This is a genomic window from Hahella sp. NBU794 (assembly GCF_050749805.1).
Taxonomy (GTDB): Bacteria; Pseudomonadota; Gammaproteobacteria; order Pseudomonadales; family Oleiphilaceae; genus Hahella.
On the sequence record NZ_CP192738.1, the window covers coordinates 1850468 to 1866277 of the forward strand.

Here is a 15810-nt window from a genome sequence, read left to right on the forward strand (position 1 = left end):
GTTTGTGATTGTTCCGGCTGCGAGCGACTCCAAGCCTGCTGCTACCGACAATAACCCACACGCAAACTCCGGAAATCAATTCCGGGAATTCGTCCGTAAAAAACCCTTTATAGACGGAAGATTCTGTCAGATGGATTACTACATTTTTTTGGACGACTTGTCTGTGGCAAGTCTTTGGGCTCTGCGTCGGCATACGGCTGATTGCCGGTTTGGTCCGCGCGCCCGATTTGTTATATGAAAGGCGCAATTTTATAACACTTTGATGTAATGTTTGTGAGCTTATTGTAATGATAGTTCATGATTTGTTAAGCGCCACATCGGGCGCGGATTCTTGTCTGACGGGCGATTCCACGGCAGGAGAGTGGATGGCGGTGGGCTGACTGGCTCGTGGGCTGCATTAAGTTAAGTTTTATTCTTCATTATCCTGTCCGACAGTTTTGCCTCGTAGATATACCGATAGGAATACACAATGGATTGACGTGTTTTTGATAGGCGACAAACGGGATTAAATGTAATGATAGAAACGGACGAGCGTGCGTCGCCAGACAGGGCTGAATTTCGCATTTAACTGACTGGCGGAAAAAACTGTTTATCACAACTGACCACAACGGGAGACGAAGGTGTTGCTGGAAACCATGCGGCCAAAGTTGATTCGCCTGATGCAGCGTGAGGAAAAAGAATCCGTCGCGCTGCCTTTCAGCGTCTATCGGTGTCTGCAGCCGCAGAACCTGCACGGCGTGCCGTTCATTGATCCTTGTCTCATCATCGTACTGCGCGGGGCCAAAGTGTTGAGCTTGCAGCCGGAGTTGGCGTGTCGGTCAGGCGAATTCATTTTGGCGCCGGCGGGTATTGAGCTGCAATTCATGAACCTGCCGGAAGGGGAGTATATCGCTGTGGTGATTGGCTTCTGCGCATCCGATCTGGAAGCGATCCCCGTTTCCGCGTCTCCAGACAGGGACGGCGCGGCCATCGCCAAAGTGGACCGGACGCTGGCGGAATTTCTCAACCAGTGGATTAACTGGATAGACGTCAGTCCGCCGGAGTTGTGGGCGTTGCGGCGCAAGGAGCTGGCGCATTTGCTGTACGCCAAGGGCTACGGGTCTTTGTTGAAAAGTCGTAGCGGGGCGTCCTGGCGTCGTAAGGTGAGTGAGATTCTAATACAGGAGCCGGCGAAGGACTGGAGTCTATTGGAAATCAGCCGCTCGCTGGCGGTGAGCGAATCCACTTTACGCCGTCGCCTGCAATCGGAGAACGCCGGTTTCCGTGATTTGCTGGAGTCCGTGAGGTTGAGCATGGGATTGCATCTGGCGCAAACCACGCTGCTGCCGATCGCCCATATTGCGGATCAATGCGGATATCAGTCGCAATCTCGTTTCACTGAGCGTTTTAAGCAGCGTTTTGGCATGACGCCGAGTGAGCTGAGGCAAACCAGGCTGGAGGAATTAGGAGAGGGCATTTTGACGTGAGCGAAGTTTATAAAGTTTATCTGGACGATGAGCGTCCAACACCGTCGGGCTGGACCCGGGTTTATTGGCCGGATGAAGCCATTGCGCTACTGGAGACGGGCGCGGTGGTGGAGATCAGTCTGGATCACGATCTTGGCGACGATGAGCGGGGAACCGGCTATGACGTTGTGCTCTGGATTGAGGAAGCGGTGGCTACGAGAGGCTTCAAACCTCCGTTGATTCGGGTGCATTCCGCAAATTCCTCCGCACGCAAGAAGATGGAGTTGGGAATAGAGAATATCCATGCTCTGGCGAAGAGATTAAGTGCGGTCGTCGGTTAGGACTAACAAGACAACAGCGGCAAGTCTTTTGCGAGCTTTGGGGGCGGCTCCTTGTGCCCCCGGCCTTCCTGGCGGTTCAGATAATTCCTCCTGACCTGAATGCCTCTGTTCCGATTTAAAATTAAAGCTCCGTGCTGCCTGCTATTGCAGTCTGAATTGCGATCCCGGCGGATTGATCAATTCTCCCTCGTCATCGAAACGGGGCAGGTAATCCACGCCTATCCACGAATGCAGCATCGCTCCCCACAGTGAGACGCCTTCCAGCGCCTTACGCAGCAGCACCTTCGCGCGATGAGAATCGGCGGGATCGCAGTCTTCCGGAAACGACGTCAGATACTCCAGGCCCATGATGGAGTGGTGCTCGTCCGCTTCCACATGAATATCAAAGTAACAATGGCCGGCGTTCAGCTCGTACATTTTGGGCGCCACGACCTTGAAGAAGTCATTGGAGCAGCGCTCGATGCCGCTATTGATGGCGACAAGCCACTTCTCCTGATCCTGCTCAATCGCCAGTTGATAGGCCATATTGACGCAGGCGTTGGTGTATAGACTGGTGATGACGTTATCCAGCTCGGAAGCGTTGCGGATAAGCCCATGCTGCAACATCCAGTCACGCAACAGCATGTGATGATCCGCCTCGCCGAAAGCATGCTTGGCGTAAAACGGCATCATTGGATTGTTGCGTAGCGACGTCATACCCAGCATCAGCCCGAGCACTTTGGGAAAGGTCGCGGAATGATAGTACAGTTGCTCCGCCACAGGCTTGAACTGTCTGGCGTCGTTGAGGTTTCTTACCCAAGTAAAGAAAGGCAGCCGGGTGATATGGTCGCTGGCGCGGTAGATGGGCTCCACCAGCCAGGCATGTCTTTTTCTCAGCGCATCCATTTTTCCATGATCAACCACTTCATATACGGTCTGTTCAGTCATGATCCATCTCCTTTTGACTGTATTGAGAACATTGCGTCGCACCGAAATTGGGTCCTCGGGCGCGTCAATGAAGCGTTAGAACCTCCGTGGAGGTAAGGCTACTGTCCGTAATATCCGGCGCGCCGACAATTTGAAAACCGTAACGAATTGCGACGCCCCTGTAGTGATGCGTTATTGCTGTGAGAAAACAATGTGTTTGCGGCGCCAAATGCAACGAATTGTGTGAGAGGCCTAATAGTGCGATGTTGCTGTGAGGAGCTGAAACCTCCTGACGCTAAAGGCGATGGGCGCATATTTTGAGTGATAAAGAGTTAATAGCCTGAAGCGGTGGACGGGTGAATATCAATAAAACGTAACTGCTGGTCACACAAGCATGCAAAAACAAAACTGAACGCATCAGGCGAACTTTTGACGTTTTCAGGCGAACGCCGGCGGGCTCTTTTGGGTAGATTGAAAGCCTGTTATTTAACTCAGTCTGACTAATAAGGAGACGGCCATGAAAACGACGACGGCGGCATTATTGGGGCTTTTGGCGGCCAGCATGTCACATGCGGAGATGACCCTGACCAGCCCGGATGTGACGGATGGAGGCAAGCTATCGAAGCAGCAGGAATATAAAGGATTTGGTTGCGACGGAGGAAATCAGTCACCAGAACTGGAGTGGCGGGGAGCGCCAGAGGGAACCAAGAGCTTCGCCATCACCGCCTATGATCCAGATGCGCCCACTGGCAGCGGCTGGTGGCATTGGCAAGTGATCAACGTACCCGCCGATATTAATAAGCTGGAGCGCAATGCTGGCGTGGAGAACTCTACCGTTCTTCCCAAAGGGGCGCAGCAGATTGAGACGGATTATGGCTCCGCTGCATTCGGCGGCGCCTGTCCTCCTGCTGGCGATAAGCCCCATCGCTACCAGTTCAAGGTATATGCGTTAGGCGTGGAAAAGATCGATTTGCCTGCCGATAGCTCCAGCGCCCTGGTGGGCTACTATATTCACGCCAATATGCTGGACAGCGTGGCGATTGAAGCGACCTATCAGCGTTAGAACGTTTCCTGCTAAAACCTAACCTTTAGGAATCACTAGTCATAGTGGAACAAAAGGAACAACGAGCGTAGACGAAGCTGTGCTACGCTCGTTTTCTTTTGTGTCATTGGGAATATCAGGGAGCGTTGATGACTGCTGTCGAAGAAATTCTTTTTTGTTCGCCGCGAGATCCTATGGCGGCGACATTGGTGGAGGAACTGTCACAGGCGTTGCGTAATCTGACTGGCGATGACGGACGTTCGTCCTTCTCGGAAGCCGATGCGGAAACGCCGAACTCCGCGTTTGTGGTGCTGTTGCAAAATGGCGCGCCAGTCGCCTGTGGCGCGCTGCGTCCCCTGCAGGATGACTGTGCGGAAATTAAGCGCATGTACTCCCGGCGCCCTGGAGGCGGACTCGCTGTGCTGTTGGCTTTGGAGCGGCGCGCGAGGGAGCTGGGCTACCGTGAAATTTGTCTTTCCACGCGTAAAATCAATGATCGGGCGGTCTCCTTCTACCGTAAACATGGGTACGTCATTGCCGAGCCTTATGGGAAATATCGGGAGTCGGATTTGTCCGTCTGTTTCTCCAAACGGCTGCTACCAAATGCCTGAGAAAGGAAACCGAAGCGGCGTATTAGGTAACAGAAAATAACTCGAAAATTTTCCGCTTTGCCTCTATAAATTGTGATAGGCGTCACAAAAAAAGGCGTCTCTGCAGAATGAATGACGTTATAAGGACAAGACGGTCAATTCCCCATAAAAGGAATTCACACCGCGTACATAGATAGTAATAAGTAAATAGATAGTAGTAAGTAAATAGTATCCCTTCCGAACCCAAGCGTGTCCCGCTGGATTCTGATCTGCCAAAGCAGAAGGACCTGCGGACAGCCTGATGAATACGCCTGAGAAAATTCGAGGTGGACGCCATGTTCAGACGGTCTATAGCAGTACGCCTTTCCAGCGTGGTGGCTTTATGCATTGCGGTGGTGCTAGGTGTGGCTTCCTTTTTCCTGATTCGTTCGGTTGACAAATCTGTCACCCAACTCACCCGGTCGGACTTACAGCACTTGGTCGGCGCCGCTCACATGGCGGCCAAGGCATACAGTGAAGAGCTGGATAACGAGGCGGTGCGCCTGTCGGAAGTATTTGGCCTCACATTCCCCGGTGAGTTTAGCACCAGTGCAGGGGAAAAAGTGGATGTCGCGGGACAAAGCGTCTTTCAGATGTACTCCGGCGACACCCCGTTAGCGGGAAATTATACGGCGGTAGATAATTTCGCCAGCGCCACCGGCGGCAATGCGACGATCTTTGTGCGGCGTGACGATGATTTTGTGCGCCTGGTGACGTCAGTGAAAAAGGAAGACGGTTCTCGCGCTGTCGGCACACTACTGAGTCATTCTTCTCCTGCCTATGAAAAGAATCTGAGTGGCGAGGCCTACACCGGCAAAGTCACGCTGTTCGGGCGCGATTTTATTACCAACTATACGCCGATCAAGAACAGTCGCGGCGATGTGGTCGGCATTCGTTATATCGGCATTGAGTTCTCCAGCTCCCTGGCCAACCTGAAACGTCAACTCGGTTCTCAGCAAATTGGAGAGGAAGGGCTGCTCTTCGTGGTCAACGCCGATAAGGGCGAAGCCCGTGGGACCTTCCTGCTGCATCCTTCGCTGGAAGGCAAAAACGTAGTGGGACAGGACGGGCTTGGGCAGGCGGTTACCGCCATGTTGCAAAAGCATAATGGGGAAGTCACCTTCACAGCCCAGGACGCCAATGGCGTACAGCGCAGCTATCTGGCGTTTTTCCAGGAGGCGCCGGAGCTACGCTGGGTAGTCGCCGCCGCCATGCCCATGGACGAGATCTCCGCCACCAGCGACTGGCTGTTGAACGTGATGATCGTAACCGCTGTCTTGATTGTGGCGATCTTGTCCGTCGTCATTTGGTTCGCTACCAAGCGTATGGTCGGCAAACCGCTTGAAGAGGCCGTGTTCTGGATGGAGGAAATGGCGCATGGCGACTACTCCCGCGATATCGAGGTCAATCGCGAGGATGAGGCGGGCAGGCTGCAAGAGGCGCTTAACACCATGCACCGGCATATGCGCGACATTGTTAAAGATATCGCCTCCACTGCGACCGACTTGGCTTCAGCCTCGTACCAACTCTCTGATGCCAGCAAACAAGTGGCGGCAGGCTCCACACAGCAAAGTCAGGCGGCTTCCTCTATGGCTTCAACCATCGAAGAGCTGACCGTCAGTATCGACAGGCTGTCGGAAAACGCCGACGAAGCGCAACGCCTTTCATCGGAATCATTCCATACGGCGGAAGACGGCGCGGTGGTGATCGAGCGGGCGGGAGAAGAAATGCAGCGCATCTCTACGACTGTGAAGGAGTCTTCGGAAACGATTGGGGCGCTGGGAGAACTATCCGAGCAGATCTCTTCCATCATCATGGTGATTGAGACTATCGCCGGGCAGACCAATCTGCTGGCGTTGAATGCGGCGATTGAGGCGGCCCGGGCGGGAGAGCAAGGTCGTGGCTTCGCGGTAGTGGCCGATGAGGTGCGCAGTCTGGCGGCGCGCACGACTGAGTCGGCGCGGGAGATTACCTCCACTATCGCGAAGATTCAGGAAGGCTCACTGGATGCAGTGGAAACTATGAGTCGCGGCGTAGAGCAAGTGGAGCAGGGCGCCACATTGGCCGGACAGGCCGGAAGCTCCATTCATGGCATTCGTAATAGCGCCAAGCAGGTCATGGACGTGTTCAGTGATATCTCTCTCATGCTGCGTGAACAGGCTCAGGCCAGTACCGATGTCGCGCGCAATGTGGAGCAGATCGCCACCATGACGGAAACCAATAATCGTGCGGTGCAGGATGTGGCGACTGCGGCCCGCGAGCTGGAAAATATGGCCGGCGGCCTGAAGACGCTGGTGGGACGTTTCCGCACTTGATGCGCCGCTGCGAGCGGCCCGTTACTCTGCGTTAAGGTGACAAAGGACTGTCGCCTGCAGTATAAAGCGGTTTTAGCCGATGTAGATGGAGAGGACAATGCGTCCGGTACGAACCGCCTTGATTGGCCTGGGATTTTCCGGCCAGACCTTTCACCTTCCGTTTCTTAAAACCCTCCCTGAATTTGAAGTCAGCGCTGTATTGACTCAGCGTGAAGAGCTGGCGCAATCCTTGGCGCCTGAAGCCGCGCATTGCCGCACTATGACGGAACTGCTGCAACAGGATATTGAGTTGGTCGTCATCACCGCGCCTAATGTTGAGCATTATCCGCTGGCGCGACAAGCGCTGGAGGCGGGTGTGCATGTCCTGGTGGAGAAGCCGTTTACGCCCGAGTCCGAGCAGGCCAAGGCTTTATGTGAGCTGGCGGCGCAACGTAATCTTGTGCTCAGTGTTTATCACAATCGCCGCTGGGATGGAGACTTTTTGACGGTCAAGTCATTGTTGGAGAGCGGCAGGCTGGGCGACCTCTATCATTTTGAAAGCCATTTTGACCGTTTTCGTCCCCAGGTGCGCGACCGCTGGCGCGAGAAGCCAGGAGCAGGCAGCGGCTCGCTGTATGATCTGGGCTCCCACTTGATCGATCAGGCGCTGTGTCTATTCGGTCCCCCAAAAGCGGTCACCGCGCAAGCTCTGAAGCAGCGCCCGGGCTCTGAAGCAGTGGACTATTTTCATGTCGTGCTGGACTACGCGCCGCTGCAGGTGATTCTGCACGGCAGCGCCCTGACCGCCCAGCCTGGACCTCGCTTTCAGGTACATGGCGACCGCGCCAGCTATATCAAGCACGGGCTGGACCCGCAGGAGGATGCGCTGCGCGACGGGCAGGTTCCAGACAGCGCCAATTGGGGGCTGGAGCCAGAGCACAGTCATGGCTTGGTGACGGATGCGGAAGGCTCTCAGGCGCAGGCTACTCAAGCCGGAGATTACAAGCTTTTCTACCGGCAACTGGCGATGGCGATTCGCGGCGAAGCCGATAACCCTGTGCCGCCGGAGCAGGCGATGCAGGTTATCCGCATCATCGAACTGGCGCAGCAAAGCAGCGACGAAGGAAGACGCCTCGCATTCACTAAATAAAATTAAGGATATCTGATGGAAGTAACAGGACTGGATCATATCAACATTACGGCGCCGCTGGCCCTTTTGGAGAACGTGCGCGATTTTTATCTGCATGTGCTGGCGCTGCGACAAGGACCGCGCCCTTCTGGGTTTCGGCGTCAAGGTTTCTGGTTGTATGCGGGCGAAGCGCCGATTCTGCATCTGACGGCCTCTGAAACCGCTGGCAGCGATAGTACGACGACGGGGTATCTGGATCATGTGGCGCTGCGTTGTCGCGGTTTGCCGGAGACCTTGCGGCGGCTTGCGGAACACGACTTGAGCCACTCGGTTGAGGTTGTTCCCGGATTGGGGCAAACGCAGATTTTTCTGCGCGACCCTTCCGGCTTGGGCGTAGAGTTGAATTTTGTCGATGAATTTCCGCAGGATGCGGATCGATCAGTCTGACCTCGTCTAGCGAAACCAATAGGCTGTCAGCAAAGGGAGACGAAAACCATGCTGCAGGACAGAATCGATATCATTCGTGGAGACATCACCCGTTTGCAGGTTGACGCTATCGTCAATGCGGCGAATAGCGCTTTGTGCGGCGGCGGTGGGGTGGATGGCGCCATTCATCGCGCGGCGGGGCCGCAGCTGCTGCAGGAGTGTCGCACCTTGGGGCGCTGCGAGACGGGCTACGCCAAAGCGACTAAAGCATACAACCTGCCTGCGCAATGGGGGTTTCATGCTGTCGGGCCGGTCTGGCGCGGCGGCGACGCCAATGAAGACGCACAGCTGGCGTCCTGTTATCGGGAGTGCTTCCGCCTGGCGCAGCAATATGCCGTCACCTCTATGGCGTTTCCCGCCATCAGTTGCGGCGTATATCGTTTTCCTATCGCCAGGGCTTGCCAAATTGCAATGAGGGAGGCGGCAGCAGGGCTACAGCACAATCCCCAGATTGAACGGGTGATTTTCGCTTGTTTTGACGGCCAGGTAGAAGATGCGACGCGAAAAGCGTACGCGGAGATCGCTGGCTCGGACGAGTCGTCCTGAGCTTCAATTTACTGGTTTAGTGGATGTAATAGGGGGCGGGACTTCAAGCGCTTAAAAGCGTCGAGAGAAGAAAGGACGCGATATTCCTATTGGGAGAGAAGGAATATCGCTGCCGGCGGTTCAGGGACGGGAGCCCGTTTTTGAGTCGGTCCTCGCCCTGATTTCGCTCCTTGCCTTGCCGCTGTGAGGCGGTCATACGCGTCATCCGTGATGGCGGTTAGCCGCCGACGTCTTTATCCTTGCGCGTCTCAAGACTCTTCGACTACTTCACCGCGGATGTACTTCACTGTACCGGTGTACTGACCGTCGACCACTTTCTTGTCATCTGCAGACTTAGCTACCGGGATGCGCTTGCCTTGCTCAAAGCGGTAGTTTCCGCTGTAGTGAGCGTTAGGGGTAGGCACGTCCTGAACGCTTTCAGCGCGACGGTCCGCCAGGGATTCAGCGCTTGCTACGCCAGCCATTGCGGAAAGAGATAAAGCAGCTACTACTGAAAAAAGTTTTGAAGTTTTCATTTGAAATTTTCCTCTAGGTTTTGATTTCAATCGTTGTGTGGTGGCTACTTTATAGATACCATGATTGGGAATAAACATGCCTTTCTGAAATTCATTGTTTCTAAAAACGAAACAATACTAAGGGGGAAATCCGGATGGATAGAATTCAGGCAATGCGTGCGTTCGTCGCCACCGTTGATCATGGCAGCTTCGCGAAAGCGGCGGACATTCTTGATTTGTCCCGACCCGTGCTGACACGGCTGGTGTCAGGGCTGGAAGATAGTCTGGGCGCCAAGCTGTTGCATCGCACGACGCGTCGGCTGAGTCTGACGGAATCTGGAGAGCGCTTCCTGGAAGCCTGCCGCAATGTGTTCTCCCTGCTGGATGAAGCGGAATCCGATCTTTCCCAACAAACCCAATGCCCCAAAGGCGTTTTGCGACTGAGCGCGCCGATGGCGTTTTCTTTATTGCATCTGGAGCCGGTCATCGCAGAGTTCATGACCACTTATCCCAGCATTGAAGTGGATATGGAGCTGGCGGACCGCCGCGTGGACTTGGTGGAAGAGGCGTTCGACCTGTCCATCCGCATCGCTCACGAGCTGGAACCGGGCCTGATTGCACGCCGTATCGGCGGCACCGCGCTGGTCACCTGCGCTTCCCCGGAATACCTGAAAGTAAACGGCTTGCCGGAAACGCCAGATGACCTGAGAACCCATGAATGTATGGGGTTCTCGCTGGCCCGGCGCAACTCATGGAGTTTCTGGGAGAATGATAAGGTGCGCTACGTGGATGTGCGCGGGCGATTTAAGTCCAATAACGGCATCTTCCTCGCCAAGCTGGCGGAGAGCGGCAAGGGTATCGTGCAACTGCCTTGTTTTATCGTAAATGAGGCCCTGCGTGAGAAACGTCTGGTCACGGTATTGAAGGACTACCAGCCGCCGAATCTGGATATCTTCTGCGTGTACCAAAGCCGCGAATATCTACCCCAGAAAGTGCGGCTGTTTATTGATTTTATTAGTGAATACTTTTCGTGTAATTGTCAGAAAATAGTGACTTTGAAAAGCGCCTGAACCTATGGAACTTACATTTCTCGGCACCTCCTCAGGCGTGCCGACAAAAAGCCGCAATGTCTCCGCGGTATGCGTCAAAATGACCGAAACCAAAGATTGGTGGCTGGTGGATTGCGGAGAGGGGACGCAGCATCGTTTGCTGCATTGTCGACACACTTTGAAGCAACTGCGTGGTGTATGCATTACGCACGTGCATGGCGATCATTGTTATGGCCTGCCGGGCTTATTGGCCAGCGCCAGTATGAGCGGGCGCACCGAGCCCCTGACAGTGATTGGTCCGGCGCCTCTGCAAACGTTTTTGCAGGCGATGATTGAGACTACGCAGTTGCGCTTCACCTACGAGTTGCGTTTTGTGGATGTCGAAACCTTGTTGCATAGCGATTTCGTTGATGCGGACTTTCAACTGCGCGCTCATGCGCTTTCTCATCGGGTCCCTTCCTATGCCTACTCATTTACTGAAAGGCATGTGGAGGCGAAGCTGGATGTGGCGAGGCTGCAAGCGAACGGCGTACCTCCGGGTCCCATCTGGGGACGCCTGCAAAAAGGCGAGAGCGTGACCCTGGATAATGGCGCCGTGATCCATGGCGCGGACTATCTGCTGAGTGCGCGAGCGCCAAGACGCATGGTTATTGGCGGCGATAATGACCAGCCGGATTTGCTGAGGGAAGCGTGCGTTGGCGCTCAAGCGTTGGTGCATGAAGCGACTTATACCCGTGACGTAGCGGAAAAGGTCGGACAGGGCCCGCAGCACAGTTGCGCGCTGGCGGTAGCGCAATTTGCTGAGTCTGTGGCGGCGCCCAATCTGGTTCTTACGCACTTCAGCCCCCGCTATCTGGATAAGGCGGATGACAAAAGCGCTTCTATTCTCGATATTGAGCGGGAAGCCGCGTCAGCGTATTCGGGGAGTCTGTTTTTGGCGCGGGATTTTGAAGTCTACCAACTGGACAAAGAAGGGCGCTTACACAGAAGCGGAGACGTTGTCGTTGATATCTGACAGCGCTGACGGATGTCGCGCTCTGCTAAAACGGCCCGCCGCATCGGCGGCTGGACCCAAGCCTAAATCTGCAGGCGAGACCTGCAGATTTAGGTAATAAAAGCCATCTCTCAGCTAAGATTAAGGTAACTTATTCAGTTACCGGCTCATCCAGGATTTGCTCTTCGCTTGCAGAACCTGAAGCGGTGGCTTCACCAGTGTAGATGGAATATTCCTGTGGGCTGATAACGCCGTCTTTGTCGATGTCGACAGACGCCCAGTTGTTAGTCAGCTCAGTGTTGCTGCTGGCTTCAGATTCATCAAGCACGCCATCCTGGTTAGCATCCAGAGCTGAGAATTGTTGCTCGGACGGCATTTTTTCGGAGGCTCCCAAATCGCCTTCTGCATAGGCGGCGGAAACGGCCAAAAATGATGACAGTGCAAGTGCGCTCAGTTTGTTCATGTTAATCACCTCTCTGTGATCCTTTGAAATCTTTAAGTTGTCCGCAATGAACATTGTCCTTATCCAATGTTGGCCTTCGTACTCCTGTAGTAATCCCTGCCGATGCGGTTCCTAATGCGCTTTAGCGCTCACTGTAGAGATACCAAATTCGGTGCCAGAAAATAAAAATCATTATAAATCAAATGATTGGAGGCTTTCTGGGGAAGGGGTGGTCGAGAACGTTGTGCTGAAACGTCCCCGTTTTGCGACGCTTGGTTGTGGGTGAAGATAAGAATCCATATAAATCATAAGCTTAAGCGTCCGTGATTTGCGACAGTGCGTTTTCAGCGTTGGCGGACGCCTCTGGGAATTAGCGCTGATTGACTATTCCCAACTATATAGCCAGCCTGAGGCCGTTAAGGTTTCGCCATCGAAGGCGAATACCAGCTGGTCATGGGCGCCGCGCCAATCATAGACCCATAGTGAACCTTGCGGCTTGCCTTTCCATTCAGTCATGCGAACTACTGTGTCGAAATGCTGATCTCCCGGCTTGAGTGTGCGGTCGGGCGCTCCCATCAGCTCTCGGGTGCGAGTGGTGTCAAGACGCTCCGACGCGACTTTGGCGCCAAGCATCTGCATGACCTGATGTTTTTTGCCCTGCCACTTATCCACATCCTCATTCCATTGACCGCCGTTGAAGTGGCCTTTGACTTCGCGCAGTTCCCGATAAACGTCAGGGGCCTGGGCCTCAAGTCCAGGTAAGGGTTTACCTGTATTGGCGGGAGAGGCCTGTGCGCAGCCTGAAAGAATGGCCGTTGCGGCGAACGGTGCTAAAAAATGCCCTAATTTGCGGCAAAATGGTGTGATATGTCGCATAAAGCGCCCCTTTTTGGCGAGTTTTCCCTGCGTGTTTTAGAGAGTGCAAGACAGAGTTTTCTCGTCTCGATACAGCCTTTGATATTGCGGATTGTACTTATATTTGTCAGGAATAAGCAGTAGCGCAACCTTTCTGGATTGACACTAAACAGCTTAGCTTCTACGTTAATCGAGGCTGTTTAACGCTGTTCAAATTTGATGATTGGGAAATAGGCTTAATCTCTAAGGCCACTTTCAGCCTGAATAGATTTTGTCACATTATGCGTGTTAACAGCCTCAGTGGAACGTCGATTGCAGTAACGGACCGCGCCGCCCATACCCGGGCGCTGATAATAATCAAATCGATCTCCCTACAAGGGAAAAATAAATCACCGGGAACCTGGATTCCAAGGAGAAATAACAATGAAAAAGAAAGCTAGCGGCTTATCTGTGGCCACTCTCATGGCGGGCGCTTTGGTAAGTTGTTCCGCGCTGGCCGCCCCTGGACACGCCCACGACGCCTATCAACTACTCGAACAGGAAAAAGCGTCGGATAACATTTATAAAGCCTATTTCCCTAATCAGGATATCGCTCGCAAAGCGGCGATCAGTTTTCACGCCCAGATGCTGGAGTCCCACTACGACGACGGCTATCTGGTCATGCAGTTGCAGCCGGAGGAAATGAAAAAGTTGGAGCAATTCGGCTTCACCTTCGAAACGGCGACGGATTTTATTGAACAGCGCAACTCGATTCTGACCCAGATGCAGGGTTTGAGCAGTCTTGGCGTTTTCTCCGCGCAGTCGGTCAACGGCTCGGTAGCAAGCTCAGAAGCCATGCTGGCGGGTATTCCTGGTTACCCCTGCTATGAAACGGTAGAAGAAACCTTCGCTGCGGCGGAAGGGTTCGCCAGCAGCCATCCAGAGCTGGCGGAATGGATCGACGTTGGCGACTCCTGGGAGAAGAAACAGGGGGTTGGCGGCTTCGATATGCGCGTCCTGAAACTGACCAACAAAAATACCGGCGGCGACAAACCCAAGCTGTTCATCAACAGCGCCATTCACGCCCGTGAATACACCACTGCGCCTTTGGCGCTGGAGTTTGCGCGCTGGCTGGTCAATGGTTATGGAACCAACGCAGACGCCACCTGGATCATGGACAACCATGAAGTGCACCTGATGTTGCACACTAACCCGGACGGACGTAAGAAAGCGGAAACCGGTTTGTCCTGGAGAAAGAACGCCAACCGCAATTACTGCGGCTCTACCAGCAACAGTCGCGGCGCGGACTTGAACCGCAACTTCACTTTCGGCTGGAACAGCACCAATGGCGAAGGCTCTAGCGGCAGTCAGTGTAATGAAACCTATCGCGGCCCCAGCGCTGGCTCTGAACCGGAAATTCAGGCGTTGGAAGGATATGTGCGCAGTCTGTGGCCTGATCGTCGCGGTCCAGGCAAAAACGACCCGGCGCCCAGCGACACCAGCGGTATCCACCTGGATATTCACAGCTACAGCGAACTGGTGTTGTGGCCATGGGGCGACACCAATCAGGCGGCGCCTAACGGCACAGCGTTGCAGACATTGGGTCGTAAATTCGCTTTCTTCAACGGCTACTCGCCGCAGCAGTCCATCGGTCTTTATCCCACCGACGGCACCAGTGATGGCGTCAGTTACGGCGAACTCGGCGTAGCGGCTTACACATTCGAGCTGGGCACGTCGTTCTTCCAGAGCTGCAGCACCTACGAGAGCAAGATCAAGCCGGACAACCTGAACGCATTGATCTACGCGGCCAAAGTCGTGCGCACGCCTTATGTCACGCCAGCGGGTCCAGACGTCACCAGTCTGGCGCTGAGCGGCGGCGCTTCCAGCGGCGGTGTGGAGCCGGGTACGCAGGTGACCTTGACCGCATCCGTTACGGACACGCGCTTCAACAACAGCAACGGAACTGAGTCCACCCAGAACCTGACGGCGGCGGAATACTATCTGGATACGCCGCCCTGGGCCAACGGCGCTCAGGCCATCGCTCTGTCCGCTTCCGACGGCTCATACAACTCGAAGACGGAAGGCGTCACCGGCGTGATCGACACCACTGGCATGAGTGAAGGCAAGCACATCGTCTATGTGCGCGGCAAAGACGCCAGCGGCGCCTGGGGTGCGGTCAGCGCCGTGTTCCTGGTTATCGACAGCGATCCGACTATTCCGCCTGCGGAATACTGCGATGCAGCCGGCAACAGCTCGAATGACGAGTGGATTTCCGGGGTACAGGTCGGCGGCTTCCTGAAGTCTTCCGGCGCGTCCAAATACAGTGACTTTACGGAAGCCCAGGGCGGCGAAGTTGTGTCCCTGGTGAAAGGCGGCAATAGCGTTACCTTTACGCCTGCATTCTCCGGTCAGTCATACAAAGAGTACTTCAAGGCTTGGGTCGACCTGAACGGCGACGGCGACTTTGACGACGCTGGCGAGGAAGTCTTCGACTCCGGATCAGCCTCTTCTTCGCCCGCCAGCGGTACGTTGACCATTCCGGCGAGCGCGTCCTTTGAGAAGACCACCATGCGTGTCGCGATGCGTTATAACGCGGCTCCAACTCCATGTGGAACCTTCAATTATGGGGAAGTGGAAGACTACACCGTGTCCCTCGGCGATGGCGGCGAGCCGCCGACAGATCCAGATGCTTATGAGAATGACACCGACGTCAGCATCCCGGACAATAACGCCACTGGCGTCAGCAGCCCGATTGATGTGACTCGCAGCGGCGCTTCCGGCTCCGTGAGCGTAGCGGTGAAGATCAAGCACACTTATATCGGCGACTTGATCGTGGATCTGGTGCATCCGGATGGAACAGTCTATAACCTGCACAACCGCACTGGCGGTTCTACAGACGACATCGACCAGACCTACACTGTTGACGTGGGCGCGAAGGATTCCGCAGGAACCTGGAATCTGAAAGTACGTGACAGAGCCAACCGCGACACCGGCAACATCGACAAGTGGGGCATTACTTTCAAGTAAGCCTGCCTGACGTGCGCCATGGCGATGACGCTATCGGCATACTGAACTAGATTAAGGCTGTCCTTAGGGGCGGCCTTTTTTGTAGGGTTAATTTCTTTATAAAATTTTTATGTCCCGCGGGTATCGCAACAGGGCTTATGGGGCTAGAATTT

At 54.6% G+C, this 15810-nt stretch carries 15 protein-coding genes; 11 read left to right on the forward strand and 4 right to left on the reverse strand.

Translation table 11 applies throughout. From position 1 onward, the window contains the following. The first annotated feature begins 620 nt into the window (after nt 1-620). Together ACQYWX_RS08365 and ACQYWX_RS08370 are read left to right on the forward strand one after the other, a co-directional pair. Nucleotides 621-1466: a helix-turn-helix transcriptional regulator gene (locus ACQYWX_RS08365; protein WP_431688460.1), complete on the forward strand. Its 846-nt coding sequence runs from the start codon at nt 621-623 to the stop codon at nt 1464-1466. After that, entirely contained in the window at nt 1463-1786 is a 324-nt protein-coding gene (locus tag ACQYWX_RS08370; protein ID WP_431688461.1) for a cyclic-phosphate processing receiver domain-containing protein, read from the forward strand. Before ACQYWX_RS08365 ends, ACQYWX_RS08370 begins: the two co-directional genes overlap by 4 nt. A 141-nt stretch (nt 1787-1927) precedes the next feature. Here ACQYWX_RS08370 and ACQYWX_RS08375 read toward each other — a convergent pair whose 3' ends face one another. Next, nucleotides 1928-2713, reverse strand: a complete 786-nt coding sequence (locus tag ACQYWX_RS08375) for an iron-containing redox enzyme family protein (RefSeq protein WP_216737219.1) — start codon at nt 2711-2713, stop codon at nt 1928-1930. Between the two features lie 496 nt (nt 2714-3209). Between ACQYWX_RS08375 and ACQYWX_RS08380 the strand changes: the two genes are divergently transcribed. The 6 genes from ACQYWX_RS08380 (at nt 3210) to ACQYWX_RS08405 (ending at nt 8818) form a co-directional block, all read left to right on the forward strand. Next, nucleotides 3210-3755, forward strand: a complete 546-nt coding sequence (locus tag ACQYWX_RS08380) for a YbhB/YbcL family Raf kinase inhibitor-like protein (RefSeq protein ID WP_431688462.1) — start codon at nt 3210-3212, stop codon at nt 3753-3755. A gap of 128 nt (nt 3756-3883) precedes the next feature. Further along, nucleotides 3884-4345, forward strand: a complete 462-nt coding sequence (locus ACQYWX_RS08385; RefSeq protein WP_431688463.1) for a GNAT family N-acetyltransferase — start codon at nt 3884-3886, stop codon at nt 4343-4345. A 314-nt stretch (nt 4346-4659) separates the two neighbouring features. Continuing rightward, nucleotides 4660-6678 carry a methyl-accepting chemotaxis protein gene (locus tag ACQYWX_RS08390; RefSeq protein WP_431688464.1) on the forward strand — a complete coding sequence of 673 codons (2019 nt, stop codon included), beginning with the start codon at nt 4660-4662 and terminating at the stop codon, nt 6676-6678. Between the two features lie 97 nt (nt 6679-6775). Beyond that, entirely contained in the window at nt 6776-7807 is a 1032-nt protein-coding gene (locus ACQYWX_RS08395; RefSeq protein WP_431688465.1) for an oxidoreductase, read from the forward strand. A 15-nt stretch (nt 7808-7822) separates the two neighbouring features. After that, nucleotides 7823-8233, forward strand: coding sequence for a hypothetical protein (locus ACQYWX_RS08400; RefSeq protein ID WP_431688466.1), 411 nt, complete (start codon nt 7823-7825; stop codon nt 8231-8233). A gap of 48 nt (nt 8234-8281) precedes the next feature. Then, nucleotides 8282-8818: an O-acetyl-ADP-ribose deacetylase gene (locus ACQYWX_RS08405; RefSeq protein ID WP_431688467.1), complete on the forward strand. Its 537-nt coding sequence runs from the start codon at nt 8282-8284 to the stop codon at nt 8816-8818. 248 nt (nt 8819-9066) lie between these two features. On the opposite strand, the gene ACQYWX_RS08410 is transcribed toward ACQYWX_RS08405, so the two are convergent. Continuing rightward, on the reverse strand, nt 9067-9333 hold the full coding sequence (locus ACQYWX_RS08410; protein ID WP_216737212.1) for a hypothetical protein: 267 nt from the start codon (nt 9331-9333) through the stop codon (nt 9067-9069). A gap of 134 nt (nt 9334-9467) precedes the next feature. Here ACQYWX_RS08410 and ACQYWX_RS08415 point away from each other — a divergent pair, with 134 nt between their 5' ends. After that, entirely contained in the window at nt 9468-10382 is a 915-nt protein-coding gene (locus ACQYWX_RS08415; protein WP_216737211.1) for a LysR family transcriptional regulator, read from the forward strand. Between the two features lie 4 nt (nt 10383-10386). Next, entirely contained in the window at nt 10387-11376 is a 990-nt protein-coding gene (locus ACQYWX_RS08420) for a ribonuclease Z (RefSeq protein ID WP_431688468.1), read from the forward strand. Between the two features lie 130 nt (nt 11377-11506). On the opposite strand, the gene ACQYWX_RS08425 is transcribed toward ACQYWX_RS08420, so the two are convergent. Next, a complete protein-coding gene (locus ACQYWX_RS08425; protein ID WP_279503536.1) occupies nt 11507-11818 on the reverse strand; it encodes a hypothetical protein in 312 nt (103 codons plus the stop codon). Between the two features lie 363 nt (nt 11819-12181). Further along, the gene (locus ACQYWX_RS08430; protein WP_431688469.1) at nt 12182-12673 is read right to left on the reverse strand and encodes a hypothetical protein; all 492 of its coding nucleotides are present in this window, start codon (nt 12671-12673) and stop codon (nt 12182-12184) included. 402 nt (nt 12674-13075) lie between these two features. On the opposite strand from ACQYWX_RS08430, the gene ACQYWX_RS08435 reads away from it, so the two are divergent. Next, nucleotides 13076-15658: a M14 family zinc carboxypeptidase gene (locus ACQYWX_RS08435; RefSeq protein WP_431688470.1), complete on the forward strand. Its 2583-nt coding sequence runs from the start codon at nt 13076-13078 to the stop codon at nt 15656-15658. Nucleotides 15659-15810: the final 152 nt, after the last annotated feature.